We start from the raw sequence: 18,523 nt of genomic DNA, 5'->3' as shown, positions 1-18,523 counted from the left end.
GTGACGGGCACTCGGTTGTGCCTTTTCACCCGGTCACCTTGTCACCCCTTCATCTTGTCATCCTGTCACCCTGTCATCTTGTCATCCCGTCATCGTGTCGCATCAATAGGCCAGCGCGTAGCCGTCGCGGCGCGGATCGGCGCCGCCCATCCAGACGCCCGCCGCGCCATCGCGCAGCAGCCCCTGTCCGCCGCCGACCCCGTACGACCAGTCGCCCAGCAGATTGAGTTGATGACCGCGCGCTTCCAACCCGGCGCGCACGTCCGAGACGATGCGGCTTTCGACATCCAACCCTCGCCCGCGCGCAATGCGAGCGCGCGGCATCTCGATCGCTTCCTGGATGTTCATTCCGAACGCCAGCAGGTTCAGCGTCATCTGAACCGTCGTCTGCAGGATGCCATAGCCCCCGGGCGTACCAATCGAGATCTGGAACTGCCCGTCGCGATAGATCTGCATCGGCGACATGTTCGTTGCGGGACGGAAGCCGGGGCGCAGGTACTGCGGGCTTTGCGGGTCGAGATCGGCCCACAGGTCCATGCTGTTCATCGTGATGCCGGTGCCGGGCGGAATGAACGCCGAGCCGAAGAAAGGTCCCAGCGTCTGCGTGACCGTGACGACGTTGCCCTGCGCGTCCGCGACGGCGAAGTGCGTCGTGTGCTCGCGCATAAAATCGGCTGGGGTGCCCGGCTGCAACTGCTCGGGCAAGCGCTCCGGATTGAAGCGCTCTCCGCCGGTGACCGCCGCTTTGCGCGGGTCGATGCGCTTGCGCTGCGACGCCGCATACTCTTTGGAGAGCAGTCCGGCCAGCGGCGGCGCATCCTGATAGCCGTACGCAACACGGTCGGCGTTCGCCAGTTTGACCGCCTCGACCAAGTGATGCAGGTACTCGGCGGAGTTGTGGCCCCACGCATTCAGGTCGTCGTGCTCGAGCATGTTGAGCGTCGCGAGCATCTGCCACGCCGGGAATGGCAGCGGGGTCGTCGCCAATTCATAACCGCGAAATGTCGTGGTCAGCGGCTTGCGCCACGTCGGCGCCCAGTTCGCCATGTCCTCTTCGCTCAGCCAGCCGCCGGCCTCCTGCACGCCGCGGCAGATCGCCTTCGCGATCGGGCCACGATAAAAGGCGTCGATGCCGCCCTCGGCCACCTGCCGGAACGTCTTGGCCAGATCCTTCTGCACCATCAAGCGCCCCGGTTGGGCGTTGTCGAGGAAGCGCTCGCGCGCGGCGGTCGACGTCATCAACACCGGGCGCGCCGCTTCGATGAACTCGCAGTTCTTCCAGGTGAACGGCGTGCCCTCGTCGGCCAGCCGGATCGCGTGCGCGAACAGCCGCTCGCGCGGCAGCGTGCCCCAGCGCGCGTGCAGCGTCAGCCAGCCGGCCGCGTTGCCCGGCACGATGCACGCCTTCGGCCCGTGAGACAACTCCTCGATCGTCGCCTGCCGGGGGTCGGCGCCCTTCGGCACCGGGCCGACGAAGTCGAGCACGTGCCGCTCGCCGGACTTCGCATCGTACACCATCATGACACCGATACCGGCAATACTGGACATGTACGGCTCGACGACCGTGATGGTGCTGCCGATGGCGACCGCCGCATCCATCGCGTTGCCGCCCTCCATCAGCACCTGCAGGCCGGCGAGCGACGCCTGCGAATGCGCCGAAGCGACAACGCCATTCCGGCCCATGATGACCGGGCGGTATGAGTTTCGGTGTGGTGGCATAGATCGTTCTCCGTGCGTGACGTCGCCGTTCATCGGCGGCGAGACGAGCAAGTGAGTCCACCGGAAACGCAGCCTTGTGCCTACGTCGCGCCAGAAGAGAGCCGTGTCTCGCGATCAGCCGATGCGGATGACCCTGACGGGGCAGAGACGCGGTCGTATGCGCGTATGTCAGACAAGATCGTTTCGGTGGGTGTCTGTGGGCGCGTTTAACGCGCGCATTATAGTGAATGCGCGTGAAACCGTCAACGACGCCTTGATGCTGTTCGGCTATTGTATGTCAGACAAATGTCTCTACGGCAGCGGGGCAATGGTCACGGAGTCGTCACCGCCGGCGGTCGTTAGGCGCACGCCGCTCGGTGCATCGTACAATCCAACGAGTACCCGTGCTACGTCGGATGCCACCGTCAGGTAGTGCGCGTCGCGCACCATATCGCCCGCGACCCACTCGGTGGACGGCCGCGTTCCACCCGCCGGCGGGCCGTCGTGCTGCCCGGCCAGTTGACCGTCGGCGGCGAGCGCATGCACGAACACCGTGTACGGGCGCATCACCGGAGCGCGGGCGCGCCACCACAGGATGACACGCGCCGCTTGCCCGGCTTTCAGCGGCCCGGCTGCGGGTCGGTAGATACCGTCCGCATCGCGCACCGCAACGTCGAACCCGAGCAGATCGACCTGCGCGCCAAACGTCTCGTCGAGCGCGCGCGGAATGCGCGGCGTCACCGTGTATTGCAGCACTTTGTAGTCACAGCCGTCGCCGATCAACGCGTACGCCGGGTCCGACAGGAAGCGATTGACGAACGCCGGCACGTCGAGGCGGCGAACGAGCGGCCAGTTGCTGTAGCCGCCCGCTGCTTCATAGTTCGCGTCAATCGCCACGTACTCGGCCAGCGGCTCTCCCATCGACGGGAACACCCAGAGCGACGAGCGGTGTGCCAGGTGCGGCATCAGATTGTCGAGCGCGGAGAGCGATGCCGCAGGCGGGATCAATTCGAGCAGTTTGTGGCCGCACGCCGTGCGCTCGGTGACGGCGAAACGCGCAGGCTCGTATTGCGCAGCCAGCGGCCCCTCGCCGTACTGCCAATACCCCCAGATCGCCGCCAGCAGGCATAGTCCGCTCAGCGCCAGAGCGAACCGTGGTCGCGCGCGCTCAATCGTGCGCGCCGTGGCGATGAATAGGATCGGCAGCAGCGGTGCCACGTACCAGACCTGCAACTCGGACACACTGTGCTTGCTCGACGCCAGCAGATAGCCCAGCACCGCCAGCGCCGGCGCCGCAAGCCCCGGCGAGAGCAGCGGCAGGAAACCGAGCGGCGCCAGGACGCGCAGTACCGCCGCGCCTTTCGCAGGCACGGCAAACCGGCTGATCAGGAACGCCGGGTCGGTCAGCATGCGCATCGCGCCCTGCAGTGGCGTCGGCGCAATGTCGCCGTAGCGCAAGCGCCAGTGCGAGACCGCTTCCGGCAGCAGCGATGGCAGCACACCCCAGACGAACGCCAGCCAGCCGAGCGCACCCGCCGCAAGCCCAGCGCCGAGCCAGCGCGCATGGCGTGTGTGACCGGCGCGCGGCCACGCGATGAACACATAGACGCCAGTCGCCGCCACGACGACCGCGACCTCCTCTTTGGCCAGCAGAGCCGCCAGCAGGCAGCCGACCATGATCCGGGCGCGCCCGTTGACCATCGCCCACAGTGCAAAGGCGAGTAACGGCGCGGCCAGGCTGATTTCATGAAATTCGCTGAGTGCCACGCCGATCATCGCCGGATTGAGCAGGAGCGCGGCCAACAAAAGCAGCGCAGCGAGTGGATGCGCGCGCCGCGCCAGCAGATAGGCTGGCACCGTCGTGAGCGCCAGCGCAAACGCTTGCGCGATCAATAGCATACGCGCGTCCGGCCAGAGCCAGTACAGCGGCGCGAGGACAATCAACAGCGGCGAGACGTGCTCGCCGAGGAAGATACGCGGTTTGTCCGGCATGTCGTTGACGAACAGCCGCCCCTGTGACGTGTTCCACATGACGTTGTCGAAGTACGCCATATCAAAAGCGTGCGTGTGGAACGAGTCGTGCTGGCGCACCGCCAGTGTCGCCGCAAACGCGACATACGCCAGCACCAGCAGGACGGCGGCAATATCAATTGCCAGCCGGTGCAGAGAACGCACAGCGGGGGGAGTCAACGGCTGGCGAGCCACTCAAAGCCCTCCAGAGCGCCCGCCGCCATTGGCGCGCTGATCCGCTCGCCAAACGACGCGGTCGCGGGGCGAATCGGCGAGGCGTTCTCGTTCACGATACGCGCACCGTCGCGAGCACGCATCATCACGACCGCATGGCTCCAGCGCCAGCCAATGTCCGTGCGCACTCCATATCGGCGGAGTTGGTCGATAATCGCCCCCGTCAGGTATCGCGACGCCTCGTCGCGCACCGCAAACGCGAGTATGGATGGATCGGACGCCAGCAGTGCAGCAAATGCGTCGGCATCGGCTGTTGCGCTGAACGTATCGAAGGACGCCACGCGGCCATCGTACCAGACGTTGTATCCGCGTGCATTCGGCGCATAGTCCACCCCGTCAACCCAGAGGTGCGCGAAGTCGCCGACTTCGTTGCCCGCGCTTTTCGCCACAATGAACGGTGCGGTTGATCCGGAGGTTCTAGGTATAGCGCTAACCGGCCACAGCGCGCCCCAGGTCAGGCGCACGTCGTTGACCGGTCGGTCAGCCACGCCGCGCGGCACCGAGACACGATATTCGCCGGCGCCCATACGGAGAGGCTGCGCGCCAATTACCTGCCCATTGATCGCCACGGACAACGATTGCGCACCGGGCGAAAACAGCGTCATCTGCAAGTTTGCGCCATCGGGAAACGGCGGCAGCAGCAAGCGCGTTTCGCTGCGCTGCGCCCACACACGCGGCGCTCCGAGTTCGCCCCAACCCTCCGCAAAGTTGAGCCGCGCCTGTGCATCGCCAGGCGTTACAGACAGGTTCGCGGCTACCGACAACGGCGCCAGCCGGTAGACCCGCACGCCGCCATCCTCGCGCCAAAGCGACAGCCCCGGCAACGCCGCATCGAGATACGGCTGAACGCGGTCGCCAGCCTCCGGCCGCACGACGATATAGCGCACGTTGAAGAACCGCATCACATCGGGTGCCAAGCGCCGATCCTGATCCATCGTCGCCGCATCGAGATCGTGGCCCGTTTCCAGCGCAATCAGCGAGTTGATGACCGGAGCTTCCGTGAAGTACTGGAACTTCAGTTCCGGGTTGCGGCTCGTGTTGCCGCTCAACATCGGCTTCGCGTGGATCGTCTGATAGAACTGCGAGAGCATGAAGACCTTGTCGAGCGTGCCGGTGATGCGGAAGCCGTTGCGCCAGTCGAGCGGAATTTCCAGCACCGTAAAGTCGCCGGGGTCGTCGCGGATCTCCTGATAGAACGACGGCGCACGATAGTCCGAGAGTGGCAGGATCGCCCAGTGCTCGCCCAGCATGAGCGTGATTGCCAGCGCCGGCAGCACGACGGCAGCGCGCATCCCGCGCCGTGCCTGCATGCGCCGAATGATCCATGCGAGCGCCAGCGCGACCAGCACCGCGATCCCGAGCGTGATCATGACGGAGTAGCGGCTCGGGTAGCGGTTGCCCTTGAAGAACGGCAGTAGCTGAAAGATGCGAAACGGCAGCGGCAGGTCGATCACCGCACCGTCCACGCGCAACTGTGGGCCGAGCGCGATCAGCGCGAACGATAGGGTGTAGAGCGCCCAGAAGCGGACTGACGGCGAGCGCCGCCAGATCCACACGCCGATAGCCGCCAGCGCCAGCGTCAGCCAGCCGACGAACACGAAATTGATGTACGGGAAGTTGAACGCCGCATCGAGGCCGCCGAGCAGCGGGTGCAGGCGGCCGGGCACGACGAAGCCAAGCAGGTCGGCTGAGAACGCCTCGGCGAAGCCCGAGCCCTCAACGAAGATGTCGCCCTCGGTCGCCAGTTCTTGCAGCATCGGCACGAGAATCGGCAGGAAGCAGAGCGTGAACAGCGTGCCGGTCAGCGCCAGCCCCAGCCACATGCGCGCCTGCCGCCAGTTGGCCAGCGCAAAGAGCGCCGTAAAGACGACCAGAAACGACGCGAACGTGAACTCGGCGTACGCCTGCAGGAGCAGAAACAGCGCCGCCAGCGCGGCGGCCCGCACGGCCGGCGGCGGCAACCGCCACCAGGCGCGACCCGGCGCGGCAGAAAGCGCATCCCGCAACTGAAACACGAACAGGACATAGAACGGAATCCATTGCGACGACGCGATGTTGAACTGGCCGAGCGACGCATAGAGCGCCTTGTTGGTCGAGAACGCGTAGACGATGCCGCCGCCAAATGCGGCCAGCGCCAGCCCGCGCGCCGGTCCGGGTAACACCTGTTTCAGAACGTACGCCGAAAGCAGGAACGCGCCGTAGCCGCCGAGCACGAACGAAGAGAGCAGCAGCAGATTGGCAGCCGGTACCAGGCCGAAGGCCGCCTGCAGCGGCAGCGACAGCGCGTCGTTGAGCAGCGTCAGCGTGTAGAAAGCCAGGTTGATGCCGATCGGGTAGAACATGGCGTCGGAGATCAACGGGGACACGTGCAAGTCGAGCACCGCGCGCTTGAACCACCAGAGGTTCCAGGTCAGCGCCGGGTCGTCGCTGCCGTCGCCCACGACGTGCGTCGCAAAATTCAGCGCGAGTGGCTGGGTCAGCGCGATGGCAATCAGCGCATACAGCACGATGGCGAGGACATGTTTGCGCACAACGCAGACTATAGCAGAAGCGGCATGAATCGGGAAACTCCACGGGTCATTCTGAGCGCGGAGGCCAAGCTGATGGAGCGCACCACGTTTCGCGCGCGAAGAATCCGGGGCGCCACAGTTCGAACGTCTCGCCCATGTGACAGTCTCACCGGCCATCGTCTTGCCTCCGCGCTGCCCAGAGACTTCAACGAGTTACCATTTTGCCGGCAAGCCCTGCCGCAGAGTTCAGATCCTTCGCGCGTGCAGCATGCGCACACGTCATGGTGTTGCCTTCGCGCTCAGGATGACAGTTTCTGCCGCGCCGCGCGCCACGCGCGGTGCGGCCTCCCTCGACAGGGCGAACTGGGACATAGTCAACTTGCGATGATGCGAGAGCACCTAAGCGGCCAACCACGCTGGTCTGTACTGTTTATGCCGCATGCGGCCGGGCCGTTTCATGTTTGATCTGTTCCCGCTTAAAATGAAGGATGTTAGGAGTATATTGATGGCCACTGCCAGACGCCGCACACGCGGCACCACAACCCGTCGTTCCGTAATGCAATCGTACCCGCTCGTGCCGCTGCGCGAGACGGTGCTCTTCCCGCACGTCCTGACGCCGCTGCTGGTCGGTCGCGAGCGCTCGATGCGCGCGCTGGAAGACGCGCTCGACCACGACCAGATGATTGTGGTCGTCGCCCAGCGCAGCGCCGACCATAACGATCCGGCGCCCGACGACCTATACGAGACCGGGACGCTCATCGAAATCGGCCGCCTGCTGCACATGCCCGACGGCGCCACCAGCATCCTTGCCCAGGGCGTCCAGCGCGTCAAGATCGACTCCTACGAGCAGACCGACCCGTTCTTCCGGGTACGCGTCATGCCGATCGTCGAGCCGCGCCGCAGCACGCTCGCCACCGAGGCGCTCATGCGCGCCGTGCGCACACTGTTCGAGCGTTATGCCCAGTTGAGCGGCCAGATGCCCGAGGAGATCTACAGCAGCGTGATCGGCTCGACCGAGCCGGGCATGCAGGCCGACCTGATCGCCTCCACGCTGCGCCTGACGCTGCCGGAGCTGCAGGACCTGCTCGAAGCGGTCGCGCCGGCCGACCGGCTGCAGCGAGTACACGCCATCCTCGAAAAGGAAATCAGCGTCACCGAGCTTGAACATCAGATTCAAGATCGTGTCCACCAGGAAATGGACAAGTCGCAGAAGGAATACTTTCTGCGCGAGCAGATTCGCGTCATCCAGAACGAACTCGGCGAAGGCGGCGGGCCGCTCGGCGATGTAAAAGAACTGCGCGAGAAACTGGCCAAGCTGGAACTGCCCGAAGAGGTGCGCCTCAAAGCCGCCAAGGAACTCGAACGCCTGGCCCAGATGCCGTCCGCCTCGCCGGAGATCGGCATCGTGCGGACGTACCTCGACTGGATCATCGACCTGCCGTGGTCGAAGACGACCGAGGACAACTTCGACCTGAACGCGGTCGAGCAGGTGCTGAACGCCAACCACTTCGGCCTGCCCAAGGTGAAAGAGCGCATCATCGAGCACATCGCCGTGCGCAAGCTGGCGTCGGACACGATGCGCACGCCGATCCTCTGCTTCGTCGGGCCGCCGGGCACCGGCAAGACCTCGCTCGGCAAGTCGATCGCCGAGGCGCTCGGCCGCTCGTTCGTGCGCGTATCGCTCGGCGGCATCCGCGACGAGGCCGAGATTCGCGGGCACCGCCGTACCTACATCGGCGCGATGCCCGGGCGCATCATCCAGACCATGCGGCGCGCCGGCACCGTCAACCCGATCTTCATGCTCGACGAGATCGACAAGATCGGCGCCGACTATCGCGGCGATCCGTCGGCGGCGCTGCTCGAAGTGCTGGACCCCGAACAGAACCATGCGTTCTCGGACCACTACCTCGACGTGCCGTACAACCTGTCGCGCGTCCTGTTCATCACGACCGCCAATTGGCTCGACCCGGTGCCCTGGGCGCTGCAGGACCGACTGGAGGTCATCCGCTTCTCCGGCTACACCGAGTCGGAGAAGCTCAAGATCGCGCGGACCTTTCTGGTGCCCAAGCAGTTGAAGGAGCACGGTCTAAAACAGTTGCGCATTACCGACTTGGCGCTGCGTTCCCTGGTTCGCGAGTACACCTACGAATCCGGCGTGCGGAACCTCGACCGTGAACTGGCCAACATCTGCCGCAAGGTAGCGCGACGCGTGGCGGAGGACAAACCGCCTGTCAGCCAGGTCACCCCGCTGACAATCGGGAAGTATCTCGGCCCGCCGAAGTTCGACTACGGCGTGATGGAGGAGCAGGACGAGATCGGCGTCGCCATGGGCGTGGCCTGGACCAGCGGGGGCGGCGATACCATGCCGCTCGAAGTGATTATCATGGACGGCAAGGGCGGCATGCAATTGACCGGCCAGGTCGGCGAGCAGCTCCAGGAGTCGGCACAGGCGGCGCTGTCGTATTCCCGCGCACATGCCCGCGAGCTTGGCATCACAGCCAACTTCGACCGCATCGACATTCATATCCATTTCCCGGAGATGGCGGTCGCCAAAGACGGCCCCAGCGCCGGCGTGACCGTCGCCACGGCGCTGATTTCCGCGTTGACCCGGCGTCCGGTGCGCCGCGATGTGACGATGACCGGCGAGATGACCCTGCGCGGGCGTGTGCTGCCGATTGGCGGCGTGAAAGAAAAGACACTGGCCGCCCACCGCGCCGGCTTAAAGACGTTCATCCTGCCGTACAAGAACCGCAAGGACCTGGTGGACGTGCCGAAGAACGTGCAGCGCGACCTTAGTATAGTGCTCGTCAAAACGATCGCCGACGTGCTGTCGGTCGCGCTCGTGGCGGAAAAGCCGGTGACGCGCCCCGCCGCGAACCTGCGCCGTGGCCGTTCGGTACGGCACCAGCATTCCGTTCCCAAAGCGCCGGAGCAGCCGCCAGCCAGTGCGCCGGCGGCCCATTAACCGCAGCGGACTACGCCGCTGCGCATCATTAGCCTCCATTGGAGTTTCATTCAATGATCTGTCCGAATTGCGGCCATAATGTCCGCGAAGGAGCCAAGTTCTGCGACGAGTGCGGCATCGTCATGCCGGCGACCACAGCCAGCGTGCCGCTCGCGCGCCCCGCGCCGGCGACGTCTGCGTACACAAGCCGACCGGCCGACGCGCCGGCGCCACAGCCGGCCGCCTCCAGTTACGGCGGCGCAACGGGCGGTGCCGGCGGTTCGATGCTACCGCCTCCCGATCCCGCCGGCGGCCGCCGCAAGTTCGCCATTATTGCCGGCGTGCTCGTCTTTGTGCTGTGTTGCTGTTGCTCAGGCGCCGCGGTGGTCGGCTACCTGTTGATGAATCAGACCGGCATGTAAACTTGCGGCGCGCCGGTTCCGACCGGCCGCCCTTCCCCCGTTCCGATGACCCCCGGCGAGATTGAGGCATTGATCGCGGACGGCTCCGGGCAAGAGATCGAACTCCTGCCCGAGCCGGTCTCTGCTCGCGCGCTCGCCGCGCAACTGGTTGCGCTGGCCAACGCTGACGGCGGCACGGTAATCATCGGCGCAGCCGGCTTGAAATCGTCGGAGCGCGCCCACGATGCCGCCATGCGCGCATACATGCTCTGCTCCCCGCCGATGATGCTGCCCCTGCCGGAGCGCGCCGAGGTGGACAGCAAGCCGTGTCTGCTCATCCATGTGCCCAAGGGTTTGCCGCACGTGTACAATCTGCGCGGCAAGTACCTGGTGCGCGACGGGACGCGCAATACCCCGCTTGGGACGCGCCGCCTGCGCCAGTTGCTGTTGGAGCGCGGTGAAACGGGCTACGAGTCGCAAATGGTCGCCGGCGCGACCCGCGACGACCTGGACGAGCGGCGCGTACGGGCGTACGCGGGCGCCGTCGAGGCGCTGGCCAGCCTGCCCGTCGACGACGTGCTGCTGCGGCGCGGCTGTGCGCGGCGCGACGGCGGCGAACTGAAACCGACCGTCGCCGGGCTACTGATGTTTGGCCGCGACCCGACCCGGCACCTCAACCAGTGCGGCATCCTGCTGGCGCGCTACGACGGTCAGGCGATGGCGGACGCGTTCGAGAAGGAAGAGGTGCGCGACACCCTGCCCGAGCAGATTCGCCGCGCCGAGGGCTTCGTCGTCGCCCGCATGCGGCGCGGCGCACGCCTCAGCGGGTTGGCGCGCGAGGAACGGCTGGAATACCCGCGCGCGGCCGTTCGCGAGTTGATCGTCAACGCCGTGGCGCACCGCGACTATTCGATTCGCGGTGACGAGATCCGCATCGCGCTGTATAGCGACCGCCTGGAGGTGTACTCGCCGGGTCGCCTGCCGGGGCATGTCACGCTCAAGAACATGGTGGACGAGCGCTTCAGCCGCAACGACGTGATCGTGCAGTTGCTGGCCGACCTCGGCTTCATCGAGCGGCTCGGCTACGGCATCGACCGCATCCTGCGGCTGGCGAAGGAGCACGGCCTGTCGCGCCCGCGCTTCGCCGAGACGGCCAACGGTTTCAAGGTGACGCTGTACGGTCCGGGCGACGACTTTCGCGCCGAAGTACCGGACGCGGCGCGCTGGCAGAAATACGCGCTGAACGACCGACAAATGCAGGCGGTGCGCTGGCTGCAGGCTAACGGGCGCATCACGAACCGGGACTACCATGAACTGGTTCCCGACGTGTCCGAAGAGACGATCCGCCGCGACCTGGCCGAGATGGTCGACAAAAACGTCCTGCTCAAGATCGGCGACAAGAGAGCGACGTACTATATCCTGAAGTGACGCCGGCGCGCGGAGTTATCCACAACCTCCGCGGCGGGTACCCGGCGGACCAACTGATCAGCGTTTTGAGGCCGTGTGGACGCCGCAAAATACGTCGCACTATGTATCCCACACCTATCCCACAGTTATCCCACACGTTTCCACCGGTTTTCCACAGGCGCGCATCGTGTATAATCGGAATTGATACTGTTTTGTGATGAGTATGTCCCCAAGCGATTGTCGTATGTGTCAGCACTATATAGCAATCGCCGCCCTCCCCCCGGCCCCCTCCCAGCGAAGCTGGGAGGGGGAGTGAATCAAAGGGGAGGTGCGCGGCGGCTTTGCCGCCGCGCACCTCCCCAATCACCTTTTCCCCTTCTCCCCCCGCGCGCGGGGGAGAAGGGGCCAGGGGATGAGGGGGGGTGACAACGACCTTGCCACCAGCTATGGGGACATGATCAAACTGGAACAGTGTGACGTCTTCTTGGCCGTCATCTGGACGCACGGTCGGAGACGGAGCACACCTGAAGGGGCATCTATGGAATTGAGTTTCTTGACGGTCGGCGTCGCATTTGTAGCGGGCATCCTCTCGTTCGTCTCGCCTTGCTGCCTGCCGCTGGTTCCCGCGTATTTGAGCTACATCACCGGCGTCTCCGTGGAGGACTTCTCCTCCGAGGCGGTCGCGCACCGGCGCACGCAGATCTTCATGAGCGCGGTGGCGTTCGCGGTCGGTCTCGCGCTCGTGTTCACGCTCGTGTTTGGCACGACGGCCACGCTGCTCGGCCAGGTGCTATACGACTACAAAGACTGGTTTGAGAAGATCGCCGGCGCGCTGGTGATCGTCTTCGGCCTGCATATGCTCGGCGTCATCCACATCGGCTTCTTCGAGCAGGAGAAGCGCATGGACTTCACCAAGCGGCGCGCGCCCGGTTTCCTCGGCGCAATGCTGATGGGCGCGGCGTTCGGCATCGGCTGGACGCCCTGCGTCGGACCGATTCTGGGCGGCATCATCACGATGGCGTCGCAGGCCAACCGCATGTTCGACGGCATGGTTCTGCTGCTGGTGTACGGGTTAGGGCTCGGCGTGCCGTTTGTGCTGGCGGGGATCTTGATCGGCCAGTTGACGCAGGTGCTATCGCGCATCAAGCGCTATATGCGCGTCGCCAACTATGCCAGCGGCGCGCTATTGATCTTCATGGGCCTGCTGCTGATGACCAGCCAGATGACGGCGATCACGGTCTACCTGACGCGCATCTTCGGCACCGGACTGGCCGGCATCGAGATCAAGTTCTAATGGCCGGCCGCCGCCTGACGCTGTACGGCAAGCCCGACTGCCATCTCTGCCACGAGGCGAAAGCGATGTTGGCCCGCCTGCAGCGCGAGGTGCCGTTCATGCTGGACGAAGTAGATATACTAAGCGACGAAGCGCTGCACCGGCGCTACGCCTTCACAATCCCGGTGATCGTCATCGACGGCCAACTGGAGATCGAAGCGCCGATCCGCGAGAGCGAAGTGCGGGCGGCGCTGCGGTAGACGGAAGGCTATGAAGGAAACAAATCTTCGCTGGGCGATACGCTCAACGAGGAATTTTGTCCCGCCGAAACGTTCGCAGCTACAGCATTTTTGAGAAAACCCAGATCCAACGTTCATTGATCCGAGCCATCCAAATATGCCTGTCGCTACGATAGCACGGATCGAAGGATTGCGGACAGTACTTCAGGTTCTGGCCATGCATTCCCCATGAATGACCATACAACTCAAATATGAACGGTGACTGGTCAACCATGGAGAGATTCTCGGACCTGTAGGTCAAAGATTCTCCATACTTCATGTAGATGCCTGGCACAGCCGGCATATAGGTCGGGACCAGATCGTAGAGCATATCGGGATAGCGACCGTGTTCAGAATGGTACTTTTCAATTGCATCAACTACCGGATCGTATCGGCTGATGGCATAATCCAGCAGGTGGTCATTGATTTGATCTCTGAACAGCCATGGAAGCGCCGAACTGCCTAGCACCCCCATACCGACAATGAACAGCGCAACTTCAACCGCACGGTTCGCACGAAACCGATCGAGTATTACAATGAGGTTAGCCACAGTCCCTATGACGGTGGCGACTGCGATTAGCGGTGCGCACAGGCAAAGAACCAAGGGACCGACAAGGCATGTGAGACTGTTGTTGACAAGTTCAGTGGGGAATGGGGCCCACTCAGGGAAATAGTCCCAATTGACGTAAAGCCAAGCGACGCAAGATGCCGCTGCAAGCAACAAACTGGTGAACGGCAGCGCGCCGCTCCAACGGCTTCGAGTGATGAAGAAGAACATGCGATAATGACTCGTCCGGTGTTCAGCGCAGTTTGCCGCCGAATTGCCTCCGCAGGAACATCTGCCACAGCCAGACCAGCCCGCCGACCACGACCGCGCTGATGACCATGGAGCGCACGGCCGCCCCGGCCACGCCTTCGATCTGGACGCTGTGCGCCGCCTCGTCAATGGCGGCCACCACATCCGGCGGCTCCGCAGGCCGTCCATCCTTGTCTGCGCGGTTCATCGGTGTACCTCCCTGTCCTACTCGGCCCCAAGGTCAACGATTTCGGCGATCTGTAATGCCGGATCGAGCACCACATTGCGCCCGCCGGCCGCCGCCTTCGCGCCCAGGTCCCAGATGCGGCAGAACGAGCAGAGGCCCGGCGCGGTGGTCGGCTGACCGCACAGGTCGCATTCGTGCAGTACGACACTGTCGCTGACCTGCTGGAACAGGCCGTCCTTCCGCGCGCGCAGGAACTCCTGGTAGAACGCCAGCTTCGCGCCCGGCGAGTTCGTCTCAAGCTGGTTGAGCAGCGTCTTGTAGAACAACGAGGTCGCGCCCTCGGCGTGCGGGCATTCATCATAGATGTAGTCGATGCCGCGCACCAGCGCATAGGCCGCCATCTCGCGCTCGTAGAAGCGGCACAGCGGCTTGACCTTGCGCGCAAATTTGGGGTGCGTCGATTCGAGCACCGGCGACTGCCGCGCCAGGTAACCGGTCTGCCAGCGCAGCGTGTTCTGCATCAGCACCGCCGCCTCGTCGTCCACATTGTGGCCGGTGGCCAGCACGTAGCCGCCCTCGGCGGCGATGCGGTTCATGATGTGCCGCTTATTCAGCCCGCAGACCGAGCACGGCTTGTCGTCGCGCCGCCGCGCGCGCGCCAGTTGCGGGATACTCATGCCATACGTCTCCGGCAGGTCCACGCTGTGGAGCTTGGCATCCGGCCAGAACTTGGCGATAAAATCGTCGATTTTCCGGTGCGACTGGTTCGAGTAGTCCACCCCGCCATCGATGCCCAGCCCGATATACATGCCATCAGCCTTGTAACCGAGCTTGAGCAGAATGTCCCACAGTGACAGCGAATCCTTGCCGCCCGACACGGCGACCAGGATGCGGTCGTCCGGCCCGAACATCTTGTACTTCTCAATCGTGCGCTGCACCTGCCCCGGCACCCACGCCAGATAGTGCTCGGCGCACAACGCCAGCTTGTGGTGCCGCATGCTGATCACAGCCGTGTTGCCGCATGTCTTGCACTTCATGCCCCCTCCCTCCAGGCCGGATTCAACTCCCGCCCGATGCCACGGCGACCAGCTTCACGACCTCGCCGTCCTTCAATATGTAGTCCATCGTCACCAGCGTGTCTTTGATCGTCGGCAGCACCGCTTCCGGATCGATGCCGATCTTCCTGAGCGCGGCGTCTATCGTCATACCCGGCCGCACCTCCCACGACTGTTTGCGAAACGTCAGCGTGACCATCGACGAATGTCCCTCCCGAGGATTTCGTTCCAAATCTGGAAGCGCGCGGTTTGCTTTGTTTTGCGTGCCGCCGCTTCTCCTCATGATTGTAGCGAAAAGAAATCCGGGGGTCAACGCGCGACCCCCGGACGAAAACACAATCAGACCTCGCGGGTCTGCGAGACCCGCGAGGTCTGCAATTGGCTTAGACCTTCAGCGCCGCCATGCTGCCGCGGATGATGCCCACGCTTTTATCGAACATCGCCTTCTCGTCGGCGTTCAGCTTGTACTCGTAGATCTGCTCGATACCCTTCGCGCCCAGTTTGCACGGCACGCCGAAGCAGATGTCGTTCAGGCCGTACTCGCCCTTGAGGAGCACCGAGCACGGCACCACCAGCTTCTTGTCCTTCAGGATCGCCTCGACCATCTTCGACACGGCCGCGCCCGGCGCGTAATACGCGCTGGTCTTGAGCAACTCGACGATCTCGCCGCCGCCCTTGCGCGTGCGCTCGACAATGGCGGTGATGCGCTCGGCCGGCAGCAGCTCGCTGATCGGCACGCCGGCGATAGTCGAGTAGCGCACCAGCGGCACCATCTCGTCGCCGTGGCCGCCCAGCACCGACGCCTGGACGTTCTCGACCGACACCTGCAACTCGCGGGCCAGGAACGTGCGGAAGCGCGCCGAATCGAGCATGCCCGCCTGCCCGAACAGCCGCTCGCGCGGCAGGCCGCTCGCCTTCAGCGCGAGGTAGACCATCGTGTCCAGCGGGTTCGTGACGACGATGAAAATGGCGTCCGGCGAGGCCGTCAGCGCCTTGGACATCACATCGCTGATGATGCGCTGGTTGGTCTGCACCAGATCCTCGCGCGTCATGCCCGGCTTGCGCGGCACGCCGGCCGTAACGACCACCACGTCGGACCCCTTGGTGTCCGCGTAGTCGGTCGTACCCGTCAACTGCGTGTCGAAGCCGAAGACGGGGCCCGCCTGCATAAGGTCGAGCGCCTTGCCCATCGGCATCTTCTCGGTCGCCGGGATGTCGAGCAACACGACGTCCGCGAGGTTCATGGCGGCCAGCCAGTGTGCGGTCGTCGCGCCGACGTTGCCCGCGCCGACGACGGTGACTTTGTTCTTCATGCCTGACTCCTTTAGGGACTTGGAACAACACGGGACGGCACGCATGTGCCGCCCCGGTTCGTTGCCTTACAGGTTAGAGATAATCGCCGTGCCAAATTCCGAGCACTTGACTTCCTTGGCGCCTTCCATCAAGCGCGCGAAGTCGTAGGTCACGGTCTTCTGGCCGATCGTCTTCTCCAGCGCGCTGATGATGGCGTCGGCGGCCTCGACCCAGCCCATGTAGCGCAGCATCATTTCGCCGCTCAGGATGACCGAGCCCGGGTTGACCTTGTCGAGGTTGGCGTACTTCGGCGCGGTGCCGTGCGTCGCCTCAAAGATGGCGTGGCCGGTGACGTAGTTGATGTTGCCGCCGGGCGCGATGCCGATGCCGCCCACCTGCGCCGCCAGGGCGTCGCTCAGGTAGTCGCCGTTCAGGTTCGGGGTCGCCATGACATAGAACTCGTCGGGCCGCGTCAAGATCTGCTGCAGGGTGATATCCGCAATGGCATCCTTGACCATCAGCATCTTCTTCCACTGGCCGTTGCCGTGCGTCGGCATCAACTTCAGCGCGATCTCGACTTCGGCGCGCACGTCGGCCTGCTGCTGATCGGTCATCATGTCGTAGCCCGGATCGACCTGCTTCGCATTCTCCGCGACGCTCAGGGACGGGTTCTTGTCCTTGTTATCGACAATCCATGACTCGCGCTCGGTGATGATCCGGTGGCGGTACTCGCGCTGGGCCATGGCGTAGCCCCAATCGCGGAACGCGCCCTCGGTGTACTTCATGATGTTGCCCTTGTGCACGAGCGTCACCACCGACTTGCCGCCCTTCTTGGGGAAGCGCAGCGCGTAGTCGATCGCGGAGCGCACCAGGCGCTCGCTGCCCGGGCGCGAGATCGGCTTGAGGCCGACGCCGATTTCACCGATCGCTTCCATGCCAAAGCGCACCTTCTTGAAATCCTTCGGCAGGTTGTCTTTGAAGAAGTTCAAGATCTTGATCGCTTCGGGCGTGCCCGCCTCGAAGTCAATGCCGGCGTAGATGTCTTCCGTGTTCTCGCGGAAGATCACCATGTTCACTTTCTCGGGGCGCTTGACGGGCGACGGCACGCCGCTGAAATATTTGACCGGGCGCACGCAGGCGTACAGGTCGAGCAACTGGCGCAACGCGACGTTCAGCGAGCGGATGCCCTTGCCGATCGGCGTGGTCAGCGGGCCTTTGATGCCGATCAGGTACTCCTGGAAAGCGTCGACCGACTCTTGCGGCAGCCAGTCGCCCAGTTCGCGGAACGACGACTCGCCCGCGTAGACTTCCATCCAGTGAATCTTGCGCTTGCCGCCGTAGCACTTCGCGACCGCCGCGTCGAAGACGCGCACGCTCGCCGCCCAGATATCCGGCCCCGTGCCGTCGCCGCGGATGAACGGCATAATCGGCTCGTCGGGGACCTGCAGGGTTCCGTTCCGATTGGCAATCTTCTCGCCACGTGCAGGGGGCTTGATCTTGTCAAACTTCATGCGTTATGACCTTTCTTGGTGGTATTTCGGGGAGATGCCCGGTGCAGACATGATATGGCTTGCGAAAGTATCGCATGAGCGCAGCCCATCGTCTATGGTCAAATGTCCGCAGTATTGCGGGACATGTGTCAGGCTTCGTTACAGGCCGGCCTTCTCTTTCACCGCCGGGTCGTAGATGTCCAGGATCTGCCCGTGCAGATCGGTCTGTCGCGCCAGCCAGACGATCAGGCGAGCCGGCGCATGCGGCGGTAAGTTGAGCCCGTGCGCGTGGCGGTCGCGAAAGACCTGCACTTCGCCGCCCATCGCCTCGTCCTCGGTATCGCGAATCAGCGCCTGCATGCGCGTCTCGGTGGTACCCGGGTAGATGGCGTTGACGCGGATGTTCTGGTCGCGCAACTCGACGGCCATCACGCGCGTCAACTGGTCGACGGCGGCCTTGCTGGCGCAATAGGCCGACCAGCCGTAGCGCGCCGAGCGCGCCGCGCCGGTCGAGACGTTGATGATGGCGCCGTGCTTGCGCCGGAGCATGCCGGGCAGCACCGCATGCGAGCAGAGGTAGACGCCTTCCAGGTTCGTGCGCACGTTCTTGCGCCACGCCGCAGGCTTGGTCGTCCAGAGCGGCCCGATCGGCGCCAGCAGCCCGGCGTTGTTGACCAGGATATCGATACCGCCAAAACGCCGGGTGGCCTTCGCGACCAGCGCTGTCACGGAACGCTCGCTTGACACGTCGGCCGGCATCGCGAGCACCGCCGCACCCTGCGCCTTGACCATCTTCGCCGTCTCGGACACTTCCTGCTCGGTCCGCGAGGTGACGACGACGCGCGCGCCGGCCGCCGCAAACTCCAGCGCCGCTGCCCGGCCGATGCCGCGTCCCGCACCAGTGATGAGCACCACCTGGTCAGCCAGCAAGTCTTTTTTTGCCACGA

General features: G+C 64.3%; 15 protein-coding genes. 5 read left to right on the top strand and 10 right to left on the bottom strand.

Annotated elements, in window-relative coordinates; translation table 11 throughout:
• Positions 1 to 102: 102 nt before the first annotated feature.
• From HZB53_12760 to HZB53_12750, 3 genes are all read right to left on the bottom strand, one after another.
• Entirely contained in the window at positions 103 to 1,719 is a 1,617-nt protein-coding gene (locus HZB53_12760) for a gamma-glutamyltransferase family protein (protein MBI5878512.1), read from the bottom strand.
• 291 nt (positions 1,720 to 2,010) lie between these two features.
• Positions 2,011 to 3,873: a DUF2079 domain-containing protein gene (locus HZB53_12755; protein MBI5878511.1), complete on the bottom strand. Its 1,863-nt coding sequence runs from the start codon at positions 3,871 to 3,873 to the stop codon at positions 2,011 to 2,013.
• Between the two features lie 11 nt (positions 3,874 to 3,884).
• A complete protein-coding gene (locus tag HZB53_12750; GenBank protein MBI5878510.1) occupies positions 3,885 to 6,473 on the bottom strand; it encodes a hypothetical protein in 2,589 nt (862 codons plus the stop codon).
• Between the two features lie 535 nt (positions 6,474 to 7,008).
• Between HZB53_12750 and lon the strand changes: the two genes are divergently transcribed.
• The 5 genes from lon to HZB53_12725 all read left to right on the top strand — a co-directional run bounded on the left by lon (position 7,009) and on the right by HZB53_12725 (position 12,737).
• A complete protein-coding gene (gene lon, locus HZB53_12745; protein MBI5878509.1) occupies positions 7,009 to 9,417 on the top strand; it encodes an endopeptidase La in 2,409 nt (802 codons plus the stop codon).
• A 53-nt stretch (positions 9,418 to 9,470) separates the two neighbouring features.
• Complete coding sequence (locus HZB53_12740) at positions 9,471 to 9,818, top strand: zinc ribbon domain-containing protein (protein ID MBI5878508.1); 348 nt, start codon at positions 9,471 to 9,473, stop codon at positions 9,816 to 9,818.
• Between the two features lie 45 nt (positions 9,819 to 9,863).
• Positions 9,864 to 11,225, top strand: a complete 1,362-nt coding sequence (locus HZB53_12735) for a DeoR family transcriptional regulator (protein MBI5878507.1) — start codon at positions 9,864 to 9,866, stop codon at positions 11,223 to 11,225.
• A 517-nt stretch (positions 11,226 to 11,742) separates the two neighbouring features.
• Positions 11,743 to 12,498 carry a sulfite exporter TauE/SafE family protein gene (locus HZB53_12730; GenBank protein MBI5878506.1) on the top strand — a complete coding sequence of 252 codons (756 nt, stop codon included), beginning with the start codon at positions 11,743 to 11,745 and terminating at the stop codon, positions 12,496 to 12,498.
• Entirely contained in the window at positions 12,498 to 12,737 is a 240-nt protein-coding gene (locus HZB53_12725) for a glutaredoxin family protein (GenBank protein MBI5878505.1), read from the top strand. The genes HZB53_12730 and HZB53_12725 overlap by 1 nt, the downstream gene beginning before the upstream one ends.
• 79 nt (positions 12,738 to 12,816) lie before the next feature.
• Here the strand turns inward: HZB53_12725 and HZB53_12720 are convergent, their stop codons facing one another.
• The 7 genes from HZB53_12720 to HZB53_12690 form a co-directional block, all read right to left on the bottom strand.
• Positions 12,817 to 13,533 (bottom strand): hypothetical protein, encoded by a 717-nt coding sequence (locus HZB53_12720; protein MBI5878504.1) that lies wholly within the window; start codon positions 13,531 to 13,533, stop codon positions 12,817 to 12,819.
• 22 nt (positions 13,534 to 13,555) lie between these two features.
• Positions 13,556 to 13,759: a hypothetical protein gene (locus tag HZB53_12715; GenBank protein MBI5878503.1), complete on the bottom strand. Its 204-nt coding sequence runs from the start codon at positions 13,757 to 13,759 to the stop codon at positions 13,556 to 13,558.
• Positions 13,760 to 13,776: 17 nt separating this feature from the next.
• Positions 13,777 to 14,775: an adenine nucleotide alpha hydrolase family protein gene (locus HZB53_12710; GenBank protein ID MBI5878502.1), complete on the bottom strand. Its 999-nt coding sequence runs from the start codon at positions 14,773 to 14,775 to the stop codon at positions 13,777 to 13,779.
• 22 nt (positions 14,776 to 14,797) lie between these two features.
• On the bottom strand, positions 14,798 to 14,992 hold the full coding sequence (locus HZB53_12705) for a MoaD/ThiS family protein (protein MBI5878501.1): 195 nt from the start codon (positions 14,990 to 14,992) through the stop codon (positions 14,798 to 14,800).
• Positions 14,993 to 15,176: 184 nt separating this feature from the next.
• Entirely contained in the window at positions 15,177 to 16,106 is a 930-nt protein-coding gene (gene mdh / locus HZB53_12700; GenBank protein MBI5878500.1) for a malate dehydrogenase, read from the bottom strand.
• 66 nt (positions 16,107 to 16,172) lie between these two features.
• Positions 16,173 to 17,597, bottom strand: a complete 1,425-nt coding sequence (gene icd, locus HZB53_12695; GenBank protein ID MBI5878499.1) for an isocitrate dehydrogenase (NADP(+)) — start codon at positions 17,595 to 17,597, stop codon at positions 16,173 to 16,175.
• A gap of 138 nt (positions 17,598 to 17,735) precedes the next feature.
• Entirely contained in the window at positions 17,736 to 18,521 is a 786-nt protein-coding gene (locus HZB53_12690) for an SDR family oxidoreductase (GenBank protein MBI5878498.1), read from the bottom strand.
• Between the last annotated feature and the right edge of the window lie 2 nt (positions 18,522 to 18,523).

Source organism: Chloroflexota bacterium (assembly GCA_016235055.1).
Taxonomy (GTDB): Bacteria; Chloroflexota; Anaerolineae; order JACRMK01; family JACRMK01; genus JACRMK01.
Note: the sequence above shows the minus strand (reverse complement) of the source record. Positions and strands in the feature narration are given on the sequence as shown.

What these genes read in the sequence shown, in the direction of transcription:
- HZB53_12760 (MBI5878512.1), bottom strand. Translation starts at nt 1,719, where the DNA reads ATGCCACCACACCGAAACTCATACCGCCCGGTCATCATGGGCCGGAAT.
- lon (MBI5878509.1), top strand. Translation starts at nt 7,009, where the DNA reads ATGCAATCGTACCCGCTCGTGCCGCTGCGCGAGACGGTGCTCTTCCCG.
- HZB53_12740 (MBI5878508.1), top strand. Translation starts at nt 9,471, where the DNA reads ATGATCTGTCCGAATTGCGGCCATAATGTCCGCGAAGGAGCCAAGTTC.
- HZB53_12735 (MBI5878507.1), top strand. Translation starts at nt 9,864, where the DNA reads ATGACCCCCGGCGAGATTGAGGCATTGATCGCGGACGGCTCCGGGCAA.
- HZB53_12730 (MBI5878506.1), top strand. Translation starts at nt 11,743, where the DNA reads ATGGAATTGAGTTTCTTGACGGTCGGCGTCGCATTTGTAGCGGGCATC.
- HZB53_12725 (MBI5878505.1), top strand. Translation starts at nt 12,498, where the DNA reads ATGGCCGGCCGCCGCCTGACGCTGTACGGCAAGCCCGACTGCCATCTC.
- HZB53_12720 (MBI5878504.1), bottom strand. Translation starts at nt 13,533, where the DNA reads ATGTTCTTCTTCATCACTCGAAGCCGTTGGAGCGGCGCGCTGCCGTTC.
- HZB53_12715 (MBI5878503.1), bottom strand. Translation starts at nt 13,759, where the DNA reads ATGAACCGCGCAGACAAGGATGGACGGCCTGCGGAGCCGCCGGATGTG.
- HZB53_12710 (MBI5878502.1), bottom strand. Translation starts at nt 14,775, where the DNA reads ATGAAGTGCAAGACATGCGGCAACACGGCTGTGATCAGCATGCGGCAC.
- HZB53_12705 (MBI5878501.1), bottom strand. Translation starts at nt 14,992, where the DNA reads ATGGTCACGCTGACGTTTCGCAAACAGTCGTGGGAGGTGCGGCCGGGT.
- mdh (MBI5878500.1), bottom strand. Translation starts at nt 16,106, where the DNA reads ATGAAGAACAAAGTCACCGTCGTCGGCGCGGGCAACGTCGGCGCGACG.
- icd (MBI5878499.1), bottom strand. Translation starts at nt 17,597, where the DNA reads ATGAAGTTTGACAAGATCAAGCCCCCTGCACGTGGCGAGAAGATTGCC.